Raw genomic sequence first — 23,992 nt, 5'->3', positions numbered from 1 at the left:
GTGGCTGGGGCCGGCATCGTCTGGCGCACATCCGCGCACAAAGGGAGCCCGTTTTTGCGCCGGCGGGCACCGGCACCGAATACCGCTGACCGCGAAGGGTCTCCGGATGGCTCGCACAGGCAAGCCATCGGGGGACCCTTCGCAGCGGCGGAAGGAATGCAGACGAGGAGAACGCGCGGGGTGCGGTTCGCGGAGAAGCCACCTTCAGGTCCCGCGGCCGGGGACGGCCGGACGGGACGCGCACACGGAGCAAGAAGGCGTTGCGCGCTGGGGCGTCCCGCAGGGCATGCGGGACACGGGCCACGCCGCCGATGGCGGGCATGGCTCACGGGGAACGGGGGCGGTCAGGCGCCTTTGCAGCCACCGCCACTGGTACGGCGTGGACGCGAGGCACCACGCCTGGACGTGCCGGTTGCCACCGGCAGCGTGCCTTTGCAGGCGGGGTAGCGACTGCACGACCAGAACGGGCCGCTCTTGCCGGTGCGCTGGCGCGTGGGTGCGCCGCACTGCGGACAAGCCGGTCCTTGGGGAACCTTGATGGACAGGGACGTGCTGCCGTACTGCGCGATCAACTGCGAAATCCATGCAGCCTGCTTGCCGATGAACACATCCAGGGTGAGTTGTCCGGCCTCGATCATGTCCAGCGCCTGTTCCCAGACGGCGGTGGTGCCGGGGTCGGCAATCGCCGCGGGCACGGCGTCTATCAGCGTGAGCGCCGCATCCGATGCGCGGATGGAGCGTCCCTTCTTCACGATGTAGCCGCGGGCGATCAGCCCGCTGATGATGTTGGCCCGCGTCGCCTCGGTGCCGATGCCCGTCGTGTCCTTGAGCTTCTGCTTCAGGCGCGGGTCGGTCACGAAACGCGCAACGCCCTTCATCGCCTTGACCAGTTCGCCCTGGGTATAGGGCTTGGGCGGCATCGTCTTGAGGGCCTTGATGTCGGCCCCGGCGACCTGACATGCCATCCCGTCGCGCAATGCGGGCAGCACCTGGCTGCGCGGGGCATCGCCGTCCTCGTCGGCGCTGCCTTCACGTTCTGGCTCGGCCAGCACCAGGCGCCAGCCCTTGACGACGACCTGCTTGCCCGTGGCCACCAGCTTCTGCTGGCCGCAGGAGAGGTCCGCCACGGTGCGGTCGAACTCGTGGTGCGGGAGGAACTGGGCCAGGTAATGCGCCCGGATCAGCCGGTACACCGCCTGCTCCTTCTCGCTCATGGCGGAGAGGTTCGCGGGTTCGAGCGTCGGGATGATGCCGTGGTGCGCCGTCACCTTGCTGTCGTTCCAGGCGCGCGAGCGCTGGGTGCGGTCGAGCTGGCCCATGATCGGGGCCAGCGTGGGATCGGTCTTTAGCAGGCTGTCCAGGACCGTGGGCACCTCGGCGAACATGCTTTCGGGGAGGTAGCCCGAATCCGAGCGCGGGTACGTCGTGGCCTTGTGCGTCTCGTACAGGGCCTGGGCAATTTCCAGTGTCTCCTGCACGTCCAGCCCAAGCTGCTTGGAACAGACTTCCTGCAAGGTGCCCAGGTCGAACAGCAGCGGCGGGCCTTCGCGCACGCGCTCGGTTTCGACCGACACCACCTGGGCACTGCCCGCGGCGCGGATCTGCTGCGCGGCCTGCTGTGCGATGGGCTGCTGCAGGCAGCGGCCGGCGTCGTCGGCGCTGGCATCGGGTGCCACCCACTGCGCGGTGAACGTCTGACCGCCTGCGGACAAGGACACGTCGATGGCCCAGTACGGCACGGACACGAAGGCCGCGATCTCTCGGTCACGGTCCACCACGAGTTTGAGCGTCGGGGTCTGTACACGCCCGACCGACAGCACGCCGTCGTAGCCGGCTTGCCGCCCGAGCACGGTGAACAGCCGGCTGAGGTTCATGCCCACAAGCCAGTCGGCGCGCGAGCGCGCCAGCGCCGAGTAATACATCGGCAGTGTCTCGGCCGAGGGCCGCAGCTTGGCGAGCGCGGTGCGGATGGACGCATCGTTGAGCGCCGACAGCCACAGGCGTTCGATGGGACCGCGGTAGCCGCACAGGTCGATGATCTCGCGGGCGATCAGCTCGCCCTCGCGGTCGGCGTCGGTGGCAATGACAAGGTGGGTCGCCTTCGCCAGAAGCGCCTTGACGACCTTGAACTGCGTGGCGGTCTTCGGCTTGACCTCGACCCGCCACTGCTGGGGAATGATGGGCAACTGCTCCAGCGACCAGCGCTTGAGCGCCGCGTCATAGACCTCGGGTGCTGCTGCTTCGACGAGATGGCCGATGCACCAGGTGACCGTGACGCCGGAGCCATTGAGGCAGCCTTCACCGCGCTGGGTGGCGCCGAGAATCCGGCCGATGTCTTTGCCCTGGGAGGGCTTCTCGCACAGAAACAGCCGCATGTCCGTCCATCCGCTTCCCGTTGTTCATGGAGTTGCCGGGATCGAGGATGCCGAGCGCCTGCGGAAGCAGCAGCAAACAAGCCGCATGCGGTGGCGACCGCTTTCACGAGATGGGATGGCTGCGGCGGGGATGGCGTGCAGCCGGTGGTGTGCTGGCCGGGAGCCGCGATGTTCGGGAGCGCGTGGAAGCCGGTGGACGTCGGTGGAGCTATCCCCAGGGGATAGCTCGCGAGGACATGGGGGGCGGCGAAGAGCCGCGGCCGCCCCCATGCTGGGTCACTTCCTGCTCTTGGTCTCCTTCGGCGCAGCCGGTTCCTGGGCGGGCTGGGGCTTGGGCTGCGCGTCCTGCGCGGTCTCCTGCGGTTTGGGGCTGAGGACGACGGACTCGATGCGGAACGGCAGGATGCCGACGCTGCGCGCGTTGATCTGCCAGGTCTCGCGCGGCTGCTCCTCGTTGTCGGTCCAGGGTTCGCGCTCCATGCGGCCGACGACCAGCACGCGCATGCCCTTCTGGTAGAGGTCCTTCCAATGCGCGGCGTCGCGGTGCCAGATTTCCACCGGCGCCCAGAAGCCGCCGCGATCCTCATAGTCGCCGCCCTTGGTGGGAACGGGGTTGTCGAAATAGACGTTCAGCCGCAGCAAGCGCCGCGGTTCGTCGTTGCCGTTGGGGAACTCCCGGTACTCGGGGGGCGAGCCGATGTTGCCTTCGCCGGAAAAATGCGTGCTCATGGTGTGATCTCCGTGGTGGTTGAAATACCCGCGCCTCACTGCCGCCGGGCGCGTGCTGGGGTGCCCGACGCGATCACCGATCGCGCACTGCGGGGGGTATGGACGCGAGCCGGCGCAGGTAGGCGTCTTCCGCCTCGGCGGCCTTGCTGGCGCACTCCTGGGCCTGCCTGCCCAGGGTGTGCAACAGGCTGATCTGCATGTTCAGCGTGATGCGCTGCAGCTCGATCGCGTGCAGGTCGGCCAGCAGGTTGACCGGCGTGCTGGTGCTCGCCATCAGCTCCTGCCACAGGGCCACGCCCATGGCCGAGCGGTCGTGCCTGCGCCAGCGCAGGAACGTCGTTCCCGCGCCAGTGGTCTGCTGGGCCAGTTCCACGGGCAGCAGGTGGAAGGGATGCCCACTGGCCTGTTGCAGCACTTGTCGCTGCGCCAGGCCGATCAACTCGTCGCGCATGGCGAAGCACTGGCTGGCCCAGGCCTCCAAGTCCCCTTTACCTTTAAAAGGCTTTAAAAGGCCTTTTAGAGAGGCCGCGTGTTCCAGCCGCATGAAGGCTGGCTGTTCCAGACGACGGAAGTAGCGCGGTTCGCGGTTCGGGTCGCTCATGCCTGTTCGTCCTCGCCGGCGGCTGTGGACCTGGCCTCGGCCGAATCGGCGGCAGCGCCTTCGTCGCTGGGAGGTGCGGCTGCGGCAGCGCTATCACCGCGCTGTTGCAGCCCGCGGCGTGCGATGGGCGGCGCAAACTTCGAGCGGCGCATGCCTTCGAGCACGTCCTGCGGCAGTTCGCCGAACTTCTCCAATGCTGCCCGAGCTGCGGCGTTCTTGGCCGCGAAGTCGTCGCGGGTGCAGCCCGAGTAGCGGTATTGCTGCGCCAGGCTGAACAGGCTGCGCAGCGCGTGGGCACCTTCATTGAGCCAGCGCTCCAATGTCGAGCGATCGATCAGCGCGGTGTGATGGGCGAGGATCAGCTTGCGGGCGATGTCGTCGTAGTCGGCCAGCAGATAGACGGCGGCAAAGCCGAGCTGCGCGTTCACGAACAAGGGGAGCTTCACCGGCTGCACGTTGAGGTTCTCGCCCAGGCTCAACGCCGCAGGCACGCCGGCCAGTGCCTGGTCAACCTGCCCGCGCAGCGATTGCAACGTGGCCTTGGTCTGGTCGAGCTTCTCCTCGATGCGCAACATCCACCAGTCGCTGTACGGATCGTCCTGCTCCGAGCCGCGCTTCATCTTGTTCATCACGGCGATGTAGCCGTTCAGGCCGACGATGCCGGGTCGCCCCTCGGCGGCGGCGCGGCCATGCCAGATGCGCGAGGCGTGGTGGGTGTGAAGCGTCAGCGACATCGCGCTGCGCAATGAGCCGAGATTGAGTTGCAGAGGTTCGTTGGTTGCCATGGTGTCCGCTCGCTTGGGGAAAGGAGCGGTCAGGATCGGCACGCAGCGGAAGGCAGTCAGTCAACAAACCGAAATGAACCAGTCCCCGGTTGTCGTGGCAGTGGCGGCCCGTATCGCGAGCTATCCCCAGGGGATAGCTCCATCAACCGCCATGGAGCGTTGCTCGCGCAGATGGTGCGGGCTGCTCATGAAACCGACGCCATTACGGCCCCGTGGACGGATGTACCAGGCCGCGCCGGTCGGCGTTACAGCTTGTAGTACATCTATCCCCTGGGGATAGCTCTACTGACGGCCATGGACGTCTGCTTCACGCCCTTGTCGCTCATCGCGCTCAGCTACTGCGCAGAAGGTCGCGCAGCCGGCTGATGTGCTGCCGGGCCACCTCGGGCGGAACCACATTGCGCGGTGGTTCAGGCGGTGCATCTCGTGCAGTGGCAGGTGGCGATGCTGACCCAGTTTGTTTGGCCCATGCGTTGAACTCGCCACGGATGGCGCGCTGGATGATGCCAAACAGGTAGCCTGCCGGGTTGCGGATGGTGCTGCCGCGACAGCGATCCGCCCATTCGTCCAGTACGGCCTGGCGTAGCGGGGCATCGACCTGCTGCAATGCCACCATGGCTCCGGCCTGCTGCTCTTCCTTCAAGCCGAGGAAGCGATCAGGCAGACGAACTCCCGGCATCGCGCGCACCTGCCCACGCTCACGCGCGGTAGTACGTACTTCATTAATACGACTACTACGTACAGTACGGTCCTGCTTCGGATTCCGAAGAGTGCCATCTGACGCGGGTTTCGGCCCTGCTTCGGAATCCGAAGAGGGGTCATCAGAATTCCGAAGAAGGCTCGGCGCCCCTTCTTCGGAATCGTGAACCGTGTCCTCCTGTGGATAACTCTCCTGCGCCCCAATGCCCTGGCTTGCGAGGCGTTCGGCAAGGACCTGCAGCCGCGAGGGCAGCATGCGGCCAGACAGCAACGGGTCTTCGGCGATCTCCTTGAGCGTGTGCAAGCCCACGACCTGAACGGCCCTGGCCGAATGGCCCAGGGCTTGGCTGACGAGCTGCAAGTAGTCCGGGTCGAGCTGCATCGCCTCGAACGGGGTCAGGGGCTCATCATGCAGGACGTAGAGGTTGCCGAGGATGCGCCCGGTCTTGGGGTCGCGCCTGCGACGCACGAGACTCAACCAGCGCGTCAGGCGCAACAGCGTCAGCGCCCGTGCCACGGTCTCGTGGGAGGCTTGTCCGGCGCAAGGCATTGACGCGAGCCACGGGCGAAGTTGCTCATACGTCGGAAACGCCGTGACGCCATCCTCGTTGAGCATCATCCGGAAGACTTGCCAGGCATTGCGTTCCAGCGGCGTCAGGCGTCGGTCCAGGAACAGCCGTCGCGGCACGCTCTCGTGCCGATTGCCACTGAACAGGAAACCGTCGCCGGTTGCAGACACAGGAGCCGTCGCGGATGCGGGAGCCGGCTCGGGCGCGGGCGGGTGAGGTTTCGGTGCAAGGTCTTTCAGCGCGCTGTCGAACAGATCAGCGAGGGCGACCGGGCCTTGGCGTGGTGCTCGTGGTGCAGCGTCGTCCACGGCCATGATTCAACCCAACCCCTGATCGATCCAGTTCTTGATCGCAGCCCAGACCACCGACAGCGGCAGTTCCATGCCTTCGGCGAGATCCATTGCCGCATCAAGAACCGAGGTCTCATCCTCCTGCTCGACAGTCCTGCTGCTGGTCACGGCCTTCCAGCGCCGCCACAGCTCGGTGTCCTGCTCCTCGTCCAGAACCGGATGGCGCCCCTTGCGTTTGGGCAGGCCGAGAACTTCACGCCGTAGCGCGACTTCCTGGTGCGTCAGTCCGTAGAAGCGGCTCACCATTTCGGTGCTGGCGCCCAGGCGCAGCATGCGATCGACGGTGGCGATCTCCTTCTCCACGTCCTGCGCCTGTTTGAGCAATCGCCGGAGCACTTCCCGGTTCACCGAGACAGAGCACCACGAGACGTTGGCATTGGCCAGCACGCTGATCAGCGCCGGATGCTTGAGCGCATCCAGTTCTTCCTCACCGAATCCCATCGCCTTGCAGCGGCGCAGTTGCCCGTTGCGCAGATCGTAGAGCGCCTGCGCGATGACGGCCTGGTTGAGTGGGTTCGGTGCGGACATGCTGGTCTCCCTCGCTCAGGTCCCAGAGCCGACAGCGCCGGCTTCCAGATCCAGCAGGCGCCGGGCCAGCCGCAGCAGCCGAAACAGCTTGACCAGCGTGTTGTCGCTCAATCGCCGGGCCCCGTCGTCATGACGTTGGCCCTGGCCATGCAACAGCGCTGGCAGGTCGGTGACGAAGTGCCCGACGTCCAAGCCGACGTCGGCCGGCTGCTGACCGGCCAGGGAAACCAGCAGCGCGAGCACGGCACGTGCGAGCGGCGACGAAACCTGGGCCGGGGCACGACACGCGAACCCGATGCCGTCAGAACGATCCTCGACACATGCGTCCAGGTCGGCCTCGCCCGCGATCTCGCGCGCGAACTGCGCGATGTGGATGCGCAGGCGGTCGGGTGTGTCGAGGCCAGGGTCGATATGCCAGATGTCCGAGATGGGATAGAGGCCCCCGGCCTGCACGGGAATCGACTGCAATACGTTGGCCGAGAAGTCGGGCGGCAGCACATCGCCCAACTGGTCGGCGACCATGCGCTGGATGGACTGGAGACGTTCCGTCGTGGGTGCCGGAGAGATGATGTGCTCGTCAAGCAGACCGCCAGCCGCTGCCGCAGGGCTGGCCGCGGATGCCTCGCTCGGGGCCGCATCGTCCTCGGGCCTCGTCGGCGCGGCCGCAGGGTGGCCTGCAGAAGGTGCTGCTGTAGCGGGGGATGGTGCTGGTTCGATCGGCGCCCGCGCAATGGCCCCAGGCTCAGGCAATGTCGGCGGCGCCGATGGCGGGGTTGGGTCGCTGACCAGGGCGCGGTGGCGGCTCTCGGATTCGGTCAGGTCCAGGGCGAGCACGTCGTAGTCGATGCCCAGCAGCTCGGACATCTGACCGATCAACTCGTCCTGCACACGCTGCGGCGAAAACTCGTCGGCCTGGATATCGAACTGCGACAGCACTTCTTGGAAGAAACTGTCGAAGTCCAGCGGCAGGGAGCGGCCCTTGGCATACTGCTCCCACGTGCGCTCACTGGCCTTGCGCATGACCGACAGCCGCTCGACCTGGTGGCGACCGAGGCCACCATAGAGCACGGTTGGGATCGCCGGCAGCAGGTAGCGCACCGCATCGGCCATGCGGCTGATGTGCGACTGCTGCACGGGGAAGCCGTCGGCGCCCAAGCGACGGGCCAGCTCGGACTGGCTCAAGGTCGTGCTGCTTTCCGCTTCATAGAACTCGCGCGCCTTCTCGACGCCCAAGGCGCGCTCGATGAACGTGAGGCCGCCGCGCAGTTCGTTCTCGGCGAGATGCCCAGTCAGGGCGACGATCTCCCCGCGCGCAGGCCAGGGCCGGAACAGGCACGATATGCGGAAAAAGCGCTCGTCCTTGGTCTCCGCCCAGAGTTCACGCAGGATCGCCAGCCTGGTGTTGCCGCCGTTGCGGATGATGTAGTGCGCCTCGCCAGGACGGCGTGTGATGGCGGGCGCCGCATCCAGGCCGCGCTCGCGGATGGAGGCCTTGATTTCATCGTAGGCCGAGTTGCGCTTTTTGCGGGGGTCGTGGTCGTAGGGCCGCAACTGGTCCAGCGTCACGACCATCGGTGTGTCGGCGATCGGGTCGCTCAAGGCCGTGGCCGATGGCCCACCGCGCTCGAACCCGGCAGCAAGCAGCTTGCCGGCCATGTCCTGGGAGGTCATCTCAGCCATGGCCGCATCCCTCGGCGTTGGCGGGCCGGGCCATGCGGGCCTCGCGCTCGGCTCGGCGAATCTGCGCACGGGCGTTGAGGTCTGCCCGGTAATCGCTCGCGGTCGAGCTGGTGTAGATGGCGGCGCAGCCGGTCTTGGTGAATTTGAGGTGTCCACCCCGGGTGCGTTTGACGTGCCAGCCTTCGCTCACCGCAAACTCGATCAGAGCGCGCAGCCGCTTGTGGCCACGGGCAAGCTCATGTGCGTTCGCCATGGGGCCTCCCGGTTTCAAAAGAACGTGGAGGACGGCCGGACACGAGGGCGAATCTGTCTTGCCACTGAGGGAACAATTCGCCAGCAAGCGCGCGCATGGTGTCGAGCGCGGCGGGCGCAACTCTGCCTGGTGGCTGTCGATACTCGACGCGATGCACCGGCAGGCCGCGGGTCGCAGCGCGCGGATAGGCTTCGATGGCCGGCACGTCGGTGCCCAGCACGCGGATGCCGGCATGGTCCTGGAACAGGTCGCGCAGCGCCTGCTGGATCATCCGTGCATTCGCGGACACGGGGTGGACGCGATTGATGAGCAGGTCCAGCGGTGGCGGTTCGATGCCGAGGTGCCGGTACGGCGCGATGTCCTCCAGCAATTGCATGGTGCCGCGCCGCAGTTCGCGGGCCGCGAGGATTTCCGGGGTCACGGGCGATAGCGCCAGGCCGGAGGCGAGTACCGCCATCTCCAGCAGCACCGAGCGCGCGCCCTGGGTGTCGATCAGCACCAGGTCATAGAGCGGCGCCAGCGCCGGCAGCAGGTGCCGCAGTCTCAGGCGTCCGTCTGGCGCGTGCAGTAGCAACGTGTTCAGTTCACCCCGGTGATCGTTCGAGAGCACCAGGTCCAGGCCCGCGACGATGGTGCGGGACACGAGCTGGTCGACGGCGCGCTCGTTGAATGCCAGCAGCTCGTAGATGCCGCCGGGCGCACGGTGGGCAAGCTCGTAGTAAGAGGACAAGGTGGGTTGCACGTCGAGATCGAGCAGCAGCACGCGCAGCCCCGCGTCCGCGGCGAGCCCGCCGAGGTTGGCGGCCGTCGTCGTCTTGCCGACGCCACCTTTCGTTGAAATGATGGATACGACCTGCATGGCGCTCTCCGTTTGGCGATGGGAAATCCGAGGGGGAGCGGGTCAGGTGCGGTTGTTGAGGCGTTCGGCGATCCACTGGTCGATCTCGACCGAATCCCAGCCCACGGCGCGCACACCCAGGCGCAGCGCCTGTGGAAACTGGCGCTTCTTCATCAGGTTGTAGATGTGGGCGCGTTTGAAGCCGGACTTCGCTTCAACTTCATCGAGCCGCAGGATGCGGCGCTCGTAAGGGGGCAGTACAGGTGCTTGCGACATGGCGGTCACTCCTGAACGCTCAGTGGCGTTTGTTGGCGTGACCTCTATTCAATAGACATGGCTGCGGAAAGACATTGCAAATGCAATCTCCGCGACTGCACATACAAGATGGAAGAATTCACGCGGCTGCGCTACGCACATTCTTCCTGGCATTGGCGAACTTGCCGTTCAAGGTTCGCTCCGTGATGCCCATGGTGCCGCCATAGTGGGCGAGCAATGCAGTGACGATGGCCTCCTGCGTCTTGAAGCTGGAGTACGGCACGCCCGATGGGGAATGGCCCAGCATCAGCGTCAGCATCCCGCCGATGATGTTCAGGTATGTGGTCTCTGCTCGATCACTGATCGTGCACTGCTGAGACGCCAGCAGGACCGCCGACTGCTTGAGCAAGGCTTCGTGCTGCGCTTGCAGTTCGCGTGTCTCACGCCGGCTATGGTCCAGCGCAGCCTGCAGAGCCAGCCGTTCCAGTAGAAGCGCCTGCCCTGTTTCCAAGGTGATGAAGGGATGCGCCATGCGCTCGCCACGGCTGAACAGGAATCCCGGCCGATGCTCGGGATAGTGGGTGCGCATCCAGCGCTTCAGATCGACATGGCGGACGGTCAGATCGGGTGAACTCACCAGTTCGGGGTCATTGATCGTGATCCCGTCCTTGCCGAAGGGCAGCTCCGAGTTGAGGATGCCGTCGTAGATGCGTTCCGAGTACAGCCGACACTCGTTCCATCGAGGGCAGTCCAACATCTGCGGCAGGCACCGCGGTGATGCGATCGACGCGAGAATCGAAGCCTTGTACCGCAGCAACCCAGCCCACCGTATGGCAGCTTCGATGGGACGATAGAACACCTTTGATAATGGTGGCTCCTTGTGCATGTTTTCGTCTCCTTTCGGAAGCGCTACATCACCGGCTCCTTTCTTGCCCTGCCAAGGGCTGTTGTGTCGTTATGCCTGTGGCGGATGCCTGGGACCATGCCCTGGAACGTGGGCGGAAGAAATCATGGCATCCGCACAGGTGGTCCTCTCTTGCTCGATGTGCAAGAATCGACCAGTTGCCGGCCCGTCGAGTAACAAGGAAGAAGCACGCTCGACAATGGCGCTCACGGTGCCAGCGTCATGGGGTGCGTCAAGCCCATCAAGACCGATTGGCTATGGTCTGATATCCCTACGGTTTCACAAGTCGCGCTGCGGTCGCCGTCGTTGCTCAACGTCCAGAGTGACGTAGAGAAAACCACGCGTGTGATGCTTGTTCCGGCATCCTGATATATCGACATAGCATCCAGCGATCATGGGCTGTGGCTAGTTTGAGGCTGTTGCGCGTCGCTCCCACACGGTCGCCAGCCGACCAGGCGATGTGAACATGCGCCCCATCTTTCTTCGCTCGCCGCATGACCTTCATCACGACCAGCCTTGGGCTGTGGTGCGCACTGCATCAACAAACCAAGCGCGGTCTCAACGCTCGATGCTGATGCCATTCCTGACGCAAGAAGACCTGGGCGTGCCAACGGCGTTGCAGCGGCGGGGCTCTGGCAGCGATGTGTTCTGCGTCCGGTGTCAGCGGATGGATGGCAGTCCTTGGACGCTGATGGAAGTTGTTGGATGAACTCTGTTGCCGAGGGCGAAAAACAAGGCTATAATTCAGGCCTTCGCTGCTCACGGCGGCGGAGAAAGTGATTGGGAAACAAGGATTTAGCGCCCTAGTGCCTGTCTCGTCTCCCGCTCCAAATTTTGATTTTCAACCTCCTTCGCGGAGTTCTGGAAATCCTTGAAAAAGGGCCTTCGGGCCCTTTTTTCATTCCGGCTTGTGCCGCTTGGGAAATGAAGGAACACGGGCAATGGATATTGCATTGATCCTGCTGGTGCTTATCGCGGCATGGCAGGTGCTGCGCGTGCGCTATCAGCGCGCCCGCATTGCGTTGCTGGGGCGTCATCTGGGCGGTTTGCAGCTGGAGCGCCACATGGAAACACTGACGCAAGGCTACACCCGCGCCATCCGCGAAGACACCGAGAACCGCCAGCTACAGGTACTGGAAACCTTCGCCCAGACCGAACGCGCCGTGGCGGCACAAGTGCAGTCGCTGGCCGATGCCATGCAAAAGGAAAGTCCACAGGCCACCCGCGTGTCCACGCTCTCGTTCTGCGTGCCATACATCGAGCGCTTTCTTCCCGCGATGACACGGGATTTTCGTGAGCTGCTGCACATCCATGCACTCGGCTTGCGCCATGTCGTGGACAACGAAGGCCACTGGGACGCAAGAGAGCGCGCGTACCACCTCTCGGCGGAGTTGTATCTGCTGCAGCACAGTTGCCATTGGTTCTGCAAATCCCGCGCCGTGGCCGATGCACGGCTGATGCTGCGGCATCAGGTCAATCACCGGAAAGTCCTGGATTCAGTGTCTGCTGTTACCCGCTCGGCTTATCTGCGATGGCAGGGGGACGATAAACACTAAGACCAACGGCGCCTCGTCCGTTCTGGCCCCGCTCAGCGAGCATTCTTGAGCAAGTCCTTGAAAAAGGGGCGAATCTTTCGATTCGCCCCTTTTTCATTTGTTCTCGATTCCAGCCCGGCGCTGGCGCAGCAAGCGTCATGAACGCGACCCTTGCTGCGCCTGTCGGCGCCTGATCAGAAGCGCACGGCCAGCTTGAGCACGCCCGACTGCTGCCGGTTGCCGCCGCCGAACTGCGCATCATAGGCAATGCCCGCCGTCGTGTTGCGCGTGATGGCCATCTCGGCGCCCAGGCCCAACACCGCGGCGTTGCGCGCGATCGGCACGCCCGTCACCGAGAACGTGCTGCCGCCTTCGAAGGCCAACTGCTGCTTGGGCTGCACATCGCCCATGGCATGGCGCCAGCCCAGCGACGCGGTCAGGCGGCCAGGCGCGCGGTCGGAACCGAACTCCCAAGAGCCACGCAGTCCCAGCGTGGTGCTGGTCACGTCGTCGGAATTGCTGGACCCGTGCAGGGCCGCCGTGCCGCCGGACTCCTCGAAGCCGCGCGTGCGCAGCTGGTTCCACGCCAGGCCCGCAAACGGTTCGATGGTGTAGGCGTCGCCCAGCGGCAGGTTGTAGCCGAGCTCGGTGAACACCTGCGTCGACGAGGCGTGATACGACGACTCGAGCCGCTGGTTCAGGCTGCCGGCCGCCACGTCGCGTTTCGCGTCGATGTCATGCCAGGTGTAGGCCGCGCCGGCCATGAAGCGGATGTGGCCGGGACCGGCCTGGAAATTCCGCCCGCCGAACAGGGTCGCCGTATAGCTGTCGACATTGGTGCGCGAGGACGTGTCGTCGATCGAGTTGTGGCTGCCGATGTAGCCGACCGCGCCGCCCAAACGCCAGCCGCCGCCCACCGCGCCATCGCCGCCGACGAACAGGCCGCCCGACGATTGGCTCAGGCTGGACGCGTTGCTGTCGCCGTCGAACTTGCTCCAGTTGCCGAACGCTTGCGCCCAGACCGGCGATGCGCCGCTTTGCGGCATGGCGTCGGACGACGGGGCGCCCAGTTGGGCGGTGGGACGTCCGGCCAACACCGGCGCGTCGAGGTTGCCGCGCAGATGCGAGAGCGGCAGCGTGCGCACGGTGTCGCCCTGGCTCAGCAGTACGCTCGCGGTGCTGCCGTAGACTTCGCCCGAGAGCATCCTCAGGGCCGATCGCGCTTCGTTCGGAGTCATGGCGAGCACGGCATTAGCCACCTGGCTGGCGCCTGTGTTCTTGCCCGCGGCGATGCCGCTGTCGACCAGGGAAGAGCCGCTGCCGGTGGGCGGCGTTTCGTTGCCGGCGCTGGACGAGCCGTTGCCGGTCGAGGTCGAGCCATTGCCCGCCGAGGACGAACCGTTGCCCGTCGACGTGGAGCCGTTACCCGTCGAAGACGAACCGTCGCCCGTCGACGAAGAGCCGTTGCCCGTCGAAGACGAACCATTCCCCGTCGACGAAGAGCCGTTGCCGGTCGAAGACGAACCATTCCCCGTCGACGAAGAGCCGTTGCTGGTCGAAGACGAACCATTGCCCGTCGCGGGCGGTTCCTCTTTGTCCAGCGCTCCGCCCACGCTGCTCTCGTTGCCCGAGCCGCCGATGCTGCCGATAGGCACATCATTGCGCGTCAGCGTCATGTACGCATTCTTCGGGTCATAGCTGAGCGTGGGCGTCAGGAAGGCATAAGCGCTCGAAGCGCCAGTGAACTGACCCTGGATGCCGCCATCCGCCGTCAGGATGTTGTAGGTCGTGCGCGGCGCGTAGTTGCCGTCGGGACCCACGTGCGCCACGGTGCCGTCGAGATAGGCAACGCCGGTGACGTGGATGCGGTCGCTGAGGGTGCTGGCCGGATCGGCATGCACGCGGTAGATGGTGTTCTGGCCAAAGGTCAGGTTGCCGTTGACCGTGAGCGTGCCCATGGGCGTGCCATCGTTGCCGGGAGAGATGACTGCGGTGGGGTACAGATTGGTGCTGCCCACCTGGCCAACACCTGCCAGCACGACCTCGCGGCCGATGTCCATCGGACCGTTCAGCTTGCCGTCGATCTCCAGCGCGCCGTCGGCGATCAGGATGGGACCGGTGAGGCCGCTACTGTCGGCCGTCAGGATCACCGACCCCGGGCCGGTCTTGACGAAGCCCTGCGTGCCTTGCAAGGGATTGTCGATGGTGTCGACGAATTGGCCCGAAGCATAGGTGCCATCGCCGACCACGATTGCGGGCGGATTGCCGCCGCTGCCAACCAGGGTGATGGGCGCGCCCTGCAGGCGATAGCGGTCGGTGGCGAACTGGATGCCCGACACGCGCACCGGACCTGCGCTGCCGTCCACGGTCACCGTGCCGGCCGCGCCAGTGAAGATCGCGTAGCCACCATCGGGCAGCGCGCCGGTGGCATTGCTCGGGCTGTTCCAGTTCGTGCCGGCCGCGCTCCAGGTGCCGTTGCCGCCGCCCGACCGCGTCGCGGATGCCGCGCCGTTGCCGTTCCACAAGTTGGTGGTGCTGGGGCCCAGGATGAGATTGATCTGCTTGTCGCCGGTCAGGTTCTGGATGGTGGCTGCAGGCGCGGAATCGCCCGAGACCGAACCCAGCGTCAGGCCGTTGCCGCTCATCGAGCCGCCATACGACAGGATCCGGTAGTAGCCGGCATTGACGCCCAAGGTATTGACCGTGACGTTCAGCGTGGTGTTGTTGATGGCGGCATTGCCGCGCACGGTGATGTTGTCGCCAGTGCCGGGTTGCGTGATCGGCAGCCCCGCATAGCCGGTCTCGAAATTGAACACGGCGTTGTTCATCGACAGGTTGCCGTTGACGACCAGATTGCCGTTGGAGACCCCCGTCGGCGTGCCAACTTCATACCCGGGCGCCACACGCGCGCCGGATACGTTGAGATCGCCATTGATCGAGCCAAAGCCCGCGACGGTCCCGTTCGAATTCGCATTGACGTTGCCGCCGAGCGTGACGCCCGAGCCGCCGCCGTTGCCGCCGATCACCAGCGTGCCGCCGTTGACATCCACCCCCCCGGGGAAATTGGCCGAGCCGTCGAACACCTGCGTATTGCCCGACGTCACCGTCAAGTCCGCAGCCGTGACGCCACCGCAGTAGGACGCGCTCAGTGCGAGCGTCGCCGTCAGCCATTTCTTCGTGTCATGTATCAACGTAAATCCTCCCTATGTCGATTAATTAATTTGATAAACCCAAGGCATTACCGGATCGCTATAAAAGTATTATTAAGTAACCGGGCAATCCAAATGGGCGAAACATGTTTCTCGAAAAAAGGAGGCAATTTATACCCCTTTTTTTTCAATACCAAAAATTAATTAATAGATACCATCTTTATTATTTAAATCAATGATATGGATACCATCCAATAATTAAATAAACAAACTTGGATACCATCCATTTTTGAAAATTAATTAAATTGGACAATATCCAAATTGATTATTTTTCTAAAACGGATACCATCCGGATAAGCAAACCAGAGATGCTTCCAGCGGCTTTTCAGTGCACTCGGGAAACAAATTGACATAGCCGGGCTGTATGCGCAGGGCGCAATGCGCGGCCCAGCTTCCAGAATTTTCTTATCCGTCCAGATCGGCCCGGCCCATACCATCGCTTGCATGATGGCCGCCCCCAGCCTCCCCGACGGATACATGCCGGCAAGCAGATTGCCGATGATCCTGCTGCACCTGCTCGCCATGGCGCTGCTGGCATGCATACTCGTCGGGACGATGCTGTCCATGTATTGGTCCTTCAGCGACGAGGTCTCCAGTTACCGCCGCCGCATGAACGCCGCCGCCGACCGGGCGCAGATCTTCTTCGACCAGCGCGAAACGCTGCTCCGGGCCGTGGCCGGCTCGTCGGTACGCAACACCGACCGCATACCGGCCCAGCAAACACCCAGGACTTTCGGCCAGACCGGACAGATCAACGTGATCCCGCTGACCAACGGGGCGGACGCCTACGAGTGGGCGCTGATCCTCACCCGCCGCAATCGGGCGGACGTGGCGGCCGCCAATGCGCGCATTGTCTACACCACGCTGGCCGAACCCGGCTCGACGCATCTGGCGTTGGACGACACACGGCGCAGCAGCCACGCCCTCTCGAGGGACACCGAGAAGTGGCTCTACGAAACCCTGGCCGCGCGCCACGCCACGCCGAATCCTGAGGACGGCCGCGCGCCCGTCGTCTGGATCCGGCCCCTGACGGACTCCCACGATCATCTGTTTCTCTATACCCCGCTGGACACGACCGGGCGCGAGCAGACCTGGGTCGGGCTGGAGGTTGACGACATCGCATCCGTGATCGCTGCGGAGCACGCCAGCGACGGCGCAAGCTATGCGCTTTACGACAGCGACAGCCGGGTGGCTTTGCAAGGCGGATCCGAGCCGACCGCCAGCAACTCGATATCGGCACGGCTGGCGCGCGATTCCTTCGGCTTCCAGGGCCAAAGCTGGCTGCCCCATAGCCTGGCGCTGAGCAAGGCCGTCGGCGAGGCCGGCTGGCGGCTGATCTACTACGTGCCGACGCAGGATGTGCTGCGGCATGGCGCATCCGCCCTCTGGGCCGTCGGCGCCGTCGCGGCCTGCTTGAGCGCGGTGGTCCTGCTGGGCGTACGCCACATCAGGGACAAACTGGTTTCGCCGGCGATGAGGCATCAGACGGCGCTCATCGATAGCCTCGCCTTGAACCGGAAGATCATCGAAGTCGCACCGATCGGACTCAGCCTGGTCCGCCCCGCCGACGGCACCCAGGTCATATCGAACGAGGCCGCGCGCCATCTGCTGGATGCGCACGACAGCTGGCGTGAAGACACGCGCGCCGCAGGCGACCAGACCGGCCGGCACGAATATCAGCTCGGCGACGGGCGCACGGTCAGCCTGACGTACGCCGCGACCAACTACCAATCCGAGAATGTGGTGATATGCGCCATCAGCGACATTTCCGCCCAGAAGGAAGTGGAGCGCACCCTGCGCAATGCCAAGCAGGCCGCCGATCAGGCGAACGACGCGAAGACCTTGTTCTTCGCCACGATCAGCCACGAAATCCGCACACCGCTGTACGGCATTCTCGGCACGCTCGAGCTGCTCGCGCTCACGCCCATGACGACCCAGCAGCAGCAATACCTGCACACCATGCAGCAGTCGTCCTCGACCTTGTTGCGCACCATCAACGACACGCTGGACCTGTCACGCATGGAGGCCGGCCACGAGGACCTGATCCTGTCGGAGTTCTCCCCCACGGAGATGCTGGAAGGCGTCGTGGCCAATTATGCCGCCCGCGCCCAGGGCAAGGGACTGCAGATATTTGCGATCGCCGGCACCGGCATGCCGGCAATGGTGCGGGGAGACCCGACCAGGCTGCAGCAGATCCTCAACAACCTGGTGAGCAACTCCGTCAAATTCACCGAGGCGGGCCGCGTCGTGCTGCGTGCGACCACAAGCGCGGTCGCAGCGGGCAAGGCGACGCTGCGCTTCCAGGTCGCGGATACCGGCGTGGGCATACGCGCGGAATCGCAAACCCAGCTGTTTGAACCCTATTTCCGGGCGCATTCCGGCCAGGTCCAGGACGCGGCCGGCACCGGTCTGGGCCTGGCCATCAGCCGGCGCCTGGTCGATCTGATGGGCGGCAGCCTGTCCCTGGTCAGCGAGGTCGGCCTGGGTACCAGCATCACATTCGCCATCACGCTGGATGTAACCGAGATGGATCCGGCATCGCCCATACAGCTGCGGCGCAGCGCCGTCTACGTCAGCGGCGCCATTCCCGAGGTCGTGGCGAATGCATGCGCATGGCTGAACAAATGGGGCGCCATTGCCATACCGTATCGAGGACAGGGCCATGTGCCGGAAGCCGACAACGCCGTCCTGCTGCAGACCTGGCCGCCCGGACAGTCTGAGGCGTCCTGGACCGGAAGCAAGGTCCGCGTGCTCGTCCCAGGCGCGGACCATGCTTCCATCGCAGCGCGCGGCGGCCGCCTCGGCATCGCGAGCCAGGGCAATCCGTTCAGCATCGGCGTGGCGGTAGGGATGGCCCAGCACGGCCGCGAACAGACCTTGCTGCCCCCTCCCTGCGCGCCACGCCTGTCGCTGGGACAACGGATCCTGGTGGTGGAAGACAACGCGATCAACCAGCTCATCCTGCGGGAGCAGCTCGAACATCTGGGGTGTTCGGCCACCATCGTCTTCAATGGCCGCGAGGCGTTGCAGCGCTGGGACCCTGACAAATTCGACGCCGTCATCACCGATATCAACATGCCGATCCTGGATGGCTACGAACTGGCGCGCGCCCTGCGCGAGCTCGGCTACCAGGGAACCATACTGGGCGTGACCGCCAGCGCGGCGCCCGAAACCATCACCAAGGGGCTGGAAGCCGGAATGAACCAGGTGTTGCTGAAACCCCTGCCCATCCTGGCCCTGACCGCAACCCTGCATGCATACGCAGAAGGCTGAAAACAAAATGCTGTCCAAACTCAAGGTACTGGTACTGGACGATCACGCCTACCAGTGCGTCCTGCTGAAAGACATGCTCGAAGAGGCGGGCTTCGTGCACGTCGACACGACGCTGGACGCGCAAGATGCCCTGGAGCGGATACGAAGGGAAGGCCATCAGCTGGTGCTCATGGACGTAGACATGCCCGGCATGGACGGCGCGCAGTTCATCCATGAACTCGCTTGTCGCAATCTGAATCCGATACTGGCGATCGTCACGGGATGTTCCCGCCGCATGAGCAACAGCATCGGCCTCATGGCAAAAGAGCGTGGGTTCGCCGTGCTGGGCACATTCATCAAGCCCGTGACCCAGGAGCAGATCGGCAGCCTCGCGGTGGGCCTGTTGAGAAAGCCGCTCGCGCAGCCACCCGCGCAGCCCCACGCCTGCGCCAACCCCGCCCGGCCGCTGCTTGATCGGCGCCTGCTTGAAAGCGCGCTGCGCGACGGCAGCATCCACGCCTGGTTCCAACCGAAGAAATCACTCGTCTCCGGCAACATCGTCGGCGCCGAGGCGCTGGTCCGCTGGCAACACAGGGAGCTGGGCCTGATGCTGCCGTCCTCGTTCCTGGCGTCGCTGCGCGCCTACGACATGGATCACGAACTGCTCCTGCGCATGCTGGACGATGGCCTGAAAGCCTATTCCATCTGGCGCGAGCGGGGCCACCGCATCCCCATTTCGATCAATCTTTCCGCCAGCCTGCTGGACCTTCCGCAACTGCCAGACGAACTCCATGCCATGGTCGCCCGGCTGGGCGTTCCCGCCTCGGACGTGACCTTCGAACTGCTGGAAGACGCGATGCCGACACTCGCGGGCCAATTCCACATGGGGGCAAGCCGCCTGCGCCTGAAGGGTTTCGGCCTGTCGCAGGATGACTTCGGCAAGGGCTACAGCTCAATGTACAGCCTCATCTCCACGCCCTTCACCGAGGTGAAGATCGATCGTGCGTTCGTCAGCGGCGCCGCAACGGACGAGGTACTGGCGGCCGCCCTGGTGGCCTCTATCCAACTGGGACGGCAACTCGGCCTGCAAGTAACGGCCGAGGGCGTGGAAACGCTGGAGGATCTGCAATTGCTGCGGCGTATCGGCTGCGATGTCGCTCAAGGATTCCTGATCTCCGCCGCGGTCAATGTCGCGACCTTCTGCGAGTTGCTGGCCTACGAGCCCAGTTCCTATTTCACCCCTCTGTCCCCGCCCCACTAAGGCTGGGCCTGCCGTCACCACTCCAACACTGGATATGCCGCTGAAGAAGAAAAGCCGCGGCCTGCGCCGCCTGAGTATCGCGTTCCTCTGCGCCCTTCCCCTCGCCCTGCTCTGCGCCGCCGCGCTCTACTGTGGACAACAACAAGTCCAGCGGCGGCATGCAGAATTGCTGAGGCTCGACCTCCCGACGCTCGTGCACACTAATGCCTGGCTTTTCGCCTGCGCCTTGCTGCTGCTCGCGGCCGGACTCTATGTGTGCGCCATCTTCTGGTACTGGTGCAGCCGTTGCGTCGTCCAACCAGCGAATGCGGCGCGGCAGGCGCTCGCCGAATGCGAGGCGCTCAGCCGGACGATGCTCGCCACGGTGCCCTGCGCGCTATGCGCGCTCTCCCGCGCCAACGGCCGGCTGGTCTTCAGCAACGCCCTGGCGCTGCAATGGCTGGGAGCGGGCGCTGGCCAGGCTCTGCCGGATACGCCCGATGCCAGACGCCTGTTGCAGCAAGCCCTGGTTGCAACGGAGCCAGGCAACATCGAGGCGTTCAACGCCCATGACGGCCGCTCGCTGGCGGTAGCCTATGCCCCCACGCAGTACCGCAGGCAGGATGTGGTGCTGTGCGCCTTCGCCGACACCAGCGCGCGCGCCGAGATGGAGCATCTGCTTGGCCTCGCCAAGGCCCAGGCCGATAAGGTCCACGAATCCGGGGCCGGTATCCTGTCCAACATCACCCGCGAGATCCGCGCGCCGCTGTACGGGCTGCTGGGTACTCTCGAAGTGCTGGGCATGACCGCACTTGACGCGGAGCAACGGCAGCACGTCGGCCGCATCCAGAACGCCTCCCTCGTACTCGAACAGCTCATCGGCGACCTGCTCGACATCGCCAGGATAGAGTCCGGCCAGTTCGCCCGGGAGGCCGGCGCGTTCGACCCGCGCGAGCTGGTCGAAAGCACGCTGGCGGCCCATGCCCCGATGGCCGAACAGAAGGGACTGATCATCTACGGCTGCCTGGACACCGCGGTGCCGGATTGCGTCCACGGCGACGCCGGCCGCATCCGGCAAATCCTGAGCAATCTGCTGAGCAACGCCATCAAGTTCACGGATTCCGGTCACGTCGTCGCCAGGCTGCGAGCCCAGGCAATGCCCGACGCCAGAGTACGTCTAGACCTGCAGATTGCCGATAGCGGCATCGGCATCTCCCCGTCCGAACAGGCCATGCTGTTCAAGCCTTTCCATCAGGCCGGCGCCGGCCCTCGGGCTGAGCGCGGCGCGGGCCTCGGCCTGGGCCTGTTCCTGTGCGCCCGCCTGGCGGCGTTCATGGGGACCCGTATCCAAGTCATCAGCGAACCGGGGCTGGGCAGCAGCTTTTCCGTTTCCTTCGTGCTGGAACAGGCGGACGAACCCTCCGGCGCGGCCCCCCAGTTGCAGGGCCTGCACGTGCTGGTGCGCTGCGCGCGCAAGGAAGCGGGCGAGAGCGTGGCCCAATGGCTGCGGCACTGGGGCGCCCAGTCGAGGACAGTGCCTGCCGGCATCGTCGCTACCGGCGACGGGGACGGCATGCTGATCGACCTGGCGTTGGACAAGAATGCCGAACATGCGCCATGGAAAGGCCCGCGCATCGTAGCGGGGACCGCGGGCAGCGGCGGCAGCGCCGCCCTGGTGGACCGCCATTCCGCGCGCCAGATAGGCTATGCCGTGCAGAATCTGATGCGGGGCGAGTCCGGTCCAGGGCCAGACACCCTGTCACCGATCCATGGCCTCCTCAATCTTCGGATCCTGGTCGTGGAGGGCAATCTCATCAACCGGGCCACGCTGCACGACCAGCTCATGCGCCTGGGTTGCCACATCACGCTCGCGGCGGACGGAGCCGAAGGACTGGCATTGTGGAACATACGTCCCTTCGATCTGGTCATGACGGATGCAGACATGCCCGGCATGAGCGGCTATGCGCTCGCCAGGGCCCTGCGCGCCCAGGGCGCCATAGCTCCCATCATTGCCCTGGTCATGAGCGCGACCCATGCGGAGGAACAGCGGTGCGAGGCGGCCGGCATGAACGGCTGGCTCGCCAAGCCCATAGGCTTGCGTGCGCTCAGGCAGCGGCTCCAGGCATACGCCGCCGCTCCCCGCAAGCCCGAGATCCCGGCCGCGACGCCGCGGATTGCAACGGAATCGCCACGGACCGGCACGCCAGGGGTCCCCGCCAAATACAAGGCCATCTTTCTGGAAACCATGGATAAGGATCTCGTGCGTCTGGAAACCGCGATGAAGAACGGCGACAGCACGGATGTCCGCGCCTTGCTGCACCGGATACGCGGGGGGCTGGCCGCCGTGCACATGGCCCCTCTGCTGAACCTGGCGGACGATCTTGCCGCCCTGCTGCGCAAGGAGGGCGTGGGCGGCACGATGCCCCAGCAGCTCGCCGCGCTCATCGCGCAGCTGCGCGGCAAGATGCGAGAAATCGCGAAAGAAAGCAACGGTTGACCCATCCAGCGCCGAATTTCTGCAACGGCGGCGGGATCGGATGCATGCCATTCGAAGCAATTAAGAATATTCCCATGGCCCCCACTCCCAGTGATTTCTAGAATCACACGCTGAAAAACAGAATGCATGCCATGCGCACACACGTCGTCGCCATCCTGGCCGGCAGCGCGCTGACCTGCGCCCAAAACAATGGAATCTCTTCCCGGCGGCGGCGCCGATTCCCGCCCAGCATTTCGATCATCGGCACAAGCCGGTTATCAACCCGTCTTTTCCGCAGATGGCCGGGTATGCGAATACGCATTGCCCGATCTGCCGCCAGACCAATCATTCCCACGACTCGACAGCCATCCCGCCGAGCACGAACTCCAGCACGCGCTACACCTCTTCCGGCAGGGCAATCAAGGCATACCTCTGTCACTCACCTATGCGCGCGATACCGCCGGCTTCCCTTGGTCGGCGCAGAGCCTGTGCGCGGAGCTGAACCTGGCGCTGGATAAAAACCACCTGCGCTTGCAGTCCGGCCAAGCCGAAGACGGCGCGACGGGTCCGAGCTATCCGGCATCGCTGGTCACGCTCAACATCCCCATGACATGGGATCTGCTGCCGGATGCCGAACTCCACAAGAGCCGGCACGATTTCAATACCGGCTTGAGGGTAAGGATCAGCCCGACGCTGGTAGAAGGTCGGCCGGTCCCGCACGGCGTGCTGCGCGTCGTGGGCCTGCACCTGAAGATCCCCGAGCGGCTCTCGACGCATCCCATGCTGCATGGAAGGTTCTTCACGCTTTTGCAGCGCGCGCAGGCGTTCAAGCTGCCAGTGCTGGTGATGGGCATCAACGACGCCACCGATTTTCATTGGATGCGGTCGTTTCCCAACCTGACGTTCCAGGGAGATCTGCTGTCCACCCGCATCGGCGCGGACAGCCTGGAATTGCTGCTGACGATGGGAGGCGACCGATGGCGGGACTTCAAGGTGGGGGGCCGTGCGCGATAGGCGCGCATGAGCTGGAATTCCTCGGCATCAGAACAAGAAATTTCTCAGCCCTGGGGCAGCGTTGAACAAGGATGATGCATGGGGTCGGACGCACACGAGGCGTCCGCTACACAGCCCCGCCTTCAACAACCTTCGAAGGCATTCATTCAACATCAACTCCAGGTTTTCATATGAAACTGAACAAGATCCTGATCGTGATGGGATTAGCCGGCGCGTTTGCCGGCATGGCGCATGCGGCTACCCCTGCGGAGACAAGCAAAAGCGTCACCAAGAGCATCACCCTGACGGCCCAGATCAACGACGCGATTTTCGTGTCCAAGCCCGACGGCTCCACCTGGTACGGCACCGAGGAGCTCGAACCGGCAGACTACAGGCAGCTGACATTCTCCAAGACGCTGCCGATCCGCATATTTTCGAAGGCCCCTGGGATTAACGTCAAGCTCGCCCAACCTCTGAAAATGTCCAACGGACACCTCGAGATGACCAACGCACAGGTGATCTTGACCCACGCCGCAGGCGACCAAGTCCTGGAATACGACAAACCCAACAAGATTTCCCAGGTCGTGCAGGGCAACGGTGGCTACGACGAAATCCACAATCTGGAAATCAGTGTAGATAGCCCCCAGCAAACCAACGGCCAGACCCCCAACGGCAGCTACAGCGGCAATCTGGTCATGGTCTTCGAACCGGCCCCTTAAGC

19 protein-coding genes are annotated in these 23,992 nt (G+C 64.6%); 6 read left to right on the top strand and 13 right to left on the bottom strand.

The features are described 5' to 3' along the window. Window positions 1-344: 344 nt before the first annotated feature. The 11 genes from AXYL_RS05270 to AXYL_RS05220 form a co-directional block, all read right to left on the bottom strand. Window positions 345-2,375, bottom strand: a complete 2,031-nt coding sequence (locus AXYL_RS05270) for a DNA topoisomerase III (RefSeq protein WP_013391789.1) — start codon at window positions 2,373-2,375, stop codon at window positions 345-347. A gap of 276 nt (window positions 2,376-2,651) precedes the next feature. Continuing rightward, window positions 2,652-3,104, bottom strand: a complete 453-nt coding sequence (locus AXYL_RS05265; RefSeq protein WP_013391788.1) for a single-stranded DNA-binding protein — start codon at window positions 3,102-3,104, stop codon at window positions 2,652-2,654. 73 nt (window positions 3,105-3,177) lie between these two features. Further along, window positions 3,178-3,705: a DUF3158 family protein gene (locus tag AXYL_RS05260; RefSeq protein ID WP_013391787.1), complete on the bottom strand. Its 528-nt coding sequence runs from the start codon at window positions 3,703-3,705 to the stop codon at window positions 3,178-3,180. Further along, the gene (locus AXYL_RS05255) at window positions 3,702-4,490 is read right to left on the bottom strand and encodes a PFL_4669 family integrating conjugative element protein (protein ID WP_013391786.1); all 789 of its coding nucleotides are present in this window, start codon (window positions 4,488-4,490) and stop codon (window positions 3,702-3,704) included. The genes AXYL_RS05260 and AXYL_RS05255 overlap by 4 nt, the downstream gene beginning before the upstream one ends. 331 nt (window positions 4,491-4,821) lie before the next feature. Continuing rightward, the gene (locus tag AXYL_RS05250; RefSeq protein ID WP_013391785.1) at window positions 4,822-6,072 is read right to left on the bottom strand and encodes an STY4528 family pathogenicity island replication protein; all 1,251 of its coding nucleotides are present in this window, start codon (window positions 6,070-6,072) and stop codon (window positions 4,822-4,824) included. Between the two features lie 3 nt (window positions 6,073-6,075). Beyond that, the gene (locus tag AXYL_RS05245; protein WP_013391784.1) at window positions 6,076-6,636 is read right to left on the bottom strand and encodes a DUF2857 domain-containing protein; all 561 of its coding nucleotides are present in this window, start codon (window positions 6,634-6,636) and stop codon (window positions 6,076-6,078) included. Between the two features lie 15 nt (window positions 6,637-6,651). Then, window positions 6,652-8,316: a ParB family protein gene (locus AXYL_RS05240; protein ID WP_013391783.1), complete on the bottom strand. Its 1,665-nt coding sequence runs from the start codon at window positions 8,314-8,316 to the stop codon at window positions 6,652-6,654. Further along, entirely contained in the window at window positions 8,309-8,569 is a 261-nt protein-coding gene (locus AXYL_RS05235; protein ID WP_013391782.1) for a hypothetical protein, read from the bottom strand. The genes AXYL_RS05240 and AXYL_RS05235 overlap by 8 nt, the downstream gene beginning before the upstream one ends. Next, window positions 8,553-9,428, bottom strand: coding sequence for a ParA family protein (locus AXYL_RS05230; protein WP_013391781.1), 876 nt, complete (start codon window positions 9,426-9,428; stop codon window positions 8,553-8,555). Before AXYL_RS05230 ends, AXYL_RS05235 begins: the two co-directional genes overlap by 17 nt. A 42-nt stretch (window positions 9,429-9,470) precedes the next feature. Beyond that, window positions 9,471-9,683 carry an AlpA family transcriptional regulator gene (locus AXYL_RS05225; protein WP_013391780.1) on the bottom strand — a complete coding sequence of 71 codons (213 nt, stop codon included), beginning with the start codon at window positions 9,681-9,683 and terminating at the stop codon, window positions 9,471-9,473. A gap of 118 nt (window positions 9,684-9,801) precedes the next feature. Beyond that, window positions 9,802-10,548 carry a hypothetical protein gene (locus AXYL_RS05220; RefSeq protein WP_013391779.1) on the bottom strand — a complete coding sequence of 249 codons (747 nt, stop codon included), beginning with the start codon at window positions 10,546-10,548 and terminating at the stop codon, window positions 9,802-9,804. A gap of 959 nt (window positions 10,549-11,507) precedes the next feature. On the opposite strand from AXYL_RS05220, the gene AXYL_RS05215 reads away from it, so the two are divergent. Beyond that, the gene (locus AXYL_RS05215; protein WP_013391778.1) at window positions 11,508-12,122 is read left to right on the top strand and encodes a hypothetical protein; all 615 of its coding nucleotides are present in this window, start codon (window positions 11,508-11,510) and stop codon (window positions 12,120-12,122) included. A gap of 173 nt (window positions 12,123-12,295) precedes the next feature. On the opposite strand, the gene AXYL_RS05210 is transcribed toward AXYL_RS05215, so the two are convergent. Further along, the gene (locus AXYL_RS05210; RefSeq protein ID WP_013391777.1) at window positions 12,296-15,292 is read right to left on the bottom strand and encodes an autotransporter outer membrane beta-barrel domain-containing protein; all 2,997 of its coding nucleotides are present in this window, start codon (window positions 15,290-15,292) and stop codon (window positions 12,296-12,298) included. Between the two features lie 254 nt (window positions 15,293-15,546). Further along, window positions 15,547-15,876 (bottom strand): hypothetical protein, encoded by a 330-nt coding sequence (locus AXYL_RS35150; RefSeq protein WP_162470880.1) that lies wholly within the window; start codon window positions 15,874-15,876, stop codon window positions 15,547-15,549. Between AXYL_RS35150 and AXYL_RS05205 the strand changes: the two genes are divergently transcribed. From AXYL_RS05205 to AXYL_RS05180, 5 genes are all read left to right on the top strand, one after another. Further along, entirely contained in the window at window positions 15,875-18,583 is a 2,709-nt protein-coding gene (locus tag AXYL_RS05205; protein ID WP_237709980.1) for an ATP-binding protein, read from the top strand. The two genes, AXYL_RS35150 and AXYL_RS05205, sit on opposite strands and share 2 nt — an antisense overlap. A 7-nt stretch (window positions 18,584-18,590) precedes the next feature. Further along, a complete protein-coding gene (locus tag AXYL_RS05200) occupies window positions 18,591-19,823 on the top strand; it encodes an EAL domain-containing protein (protein WP_013391775.1) in 1,233 nt (410 codons plus the stop codon). A gap of 34 nt (window positions 19,824-19,857) precedes the next feature. Next, the gene (locus tag AXYL_RS05190; protein ID WP_013391774.1) at window positions 19,858-22,299 is read left to right on the top strand and encodes a hybrid sensor histidine kinase/response regulator; all 2,442 of its coding nucleotides are present in this window, start codon (window positions 19,858-19,860) and stop codon (window positions 22,297-22,299) included. A gap of 189 nt (window positions 22,300-22,488) precedes the next feature. Continuing rightward, a complete protein-coding gene (locus AXYL_RS05185) occupies window positions 22,489-23,292 on the top strand; it encodes a hypothetical protein (RefSeq protein WP_148260581.1) in 804 nt (267 codons plus the stop codon). A 170-nt stretch (window positions 23,293-23,462) separates the two neighbouring features. Beyond that, window positions 23,463-23,990, top strand: a complete 528-nt coding sequence (locus AXYL_RS05180; RefSeq protein WP_013391772.1) for a hypothetical protein — start codon at window positions 23,463-23,465, stop codon at window positions 23,988-23,990. The last annotated feature ends 2 nt before the right edge of the window (window positions 23,991-23,992 follow it).

Source organism: Achromobacter xylosoxidans A8 (genome assembly GCF_000165835.1).
Classification (GTDB): domain Bacteria; phylum Pseudomonadota; class Gammaproteobacteria; order Burkholderiales; family Burkholderiaceae_B; genus Achromobacter; species Achromobacter xylosoxidans_B.
This window is presented reverse-complemented; position numbering and strand designations above follow the sequence as displayed.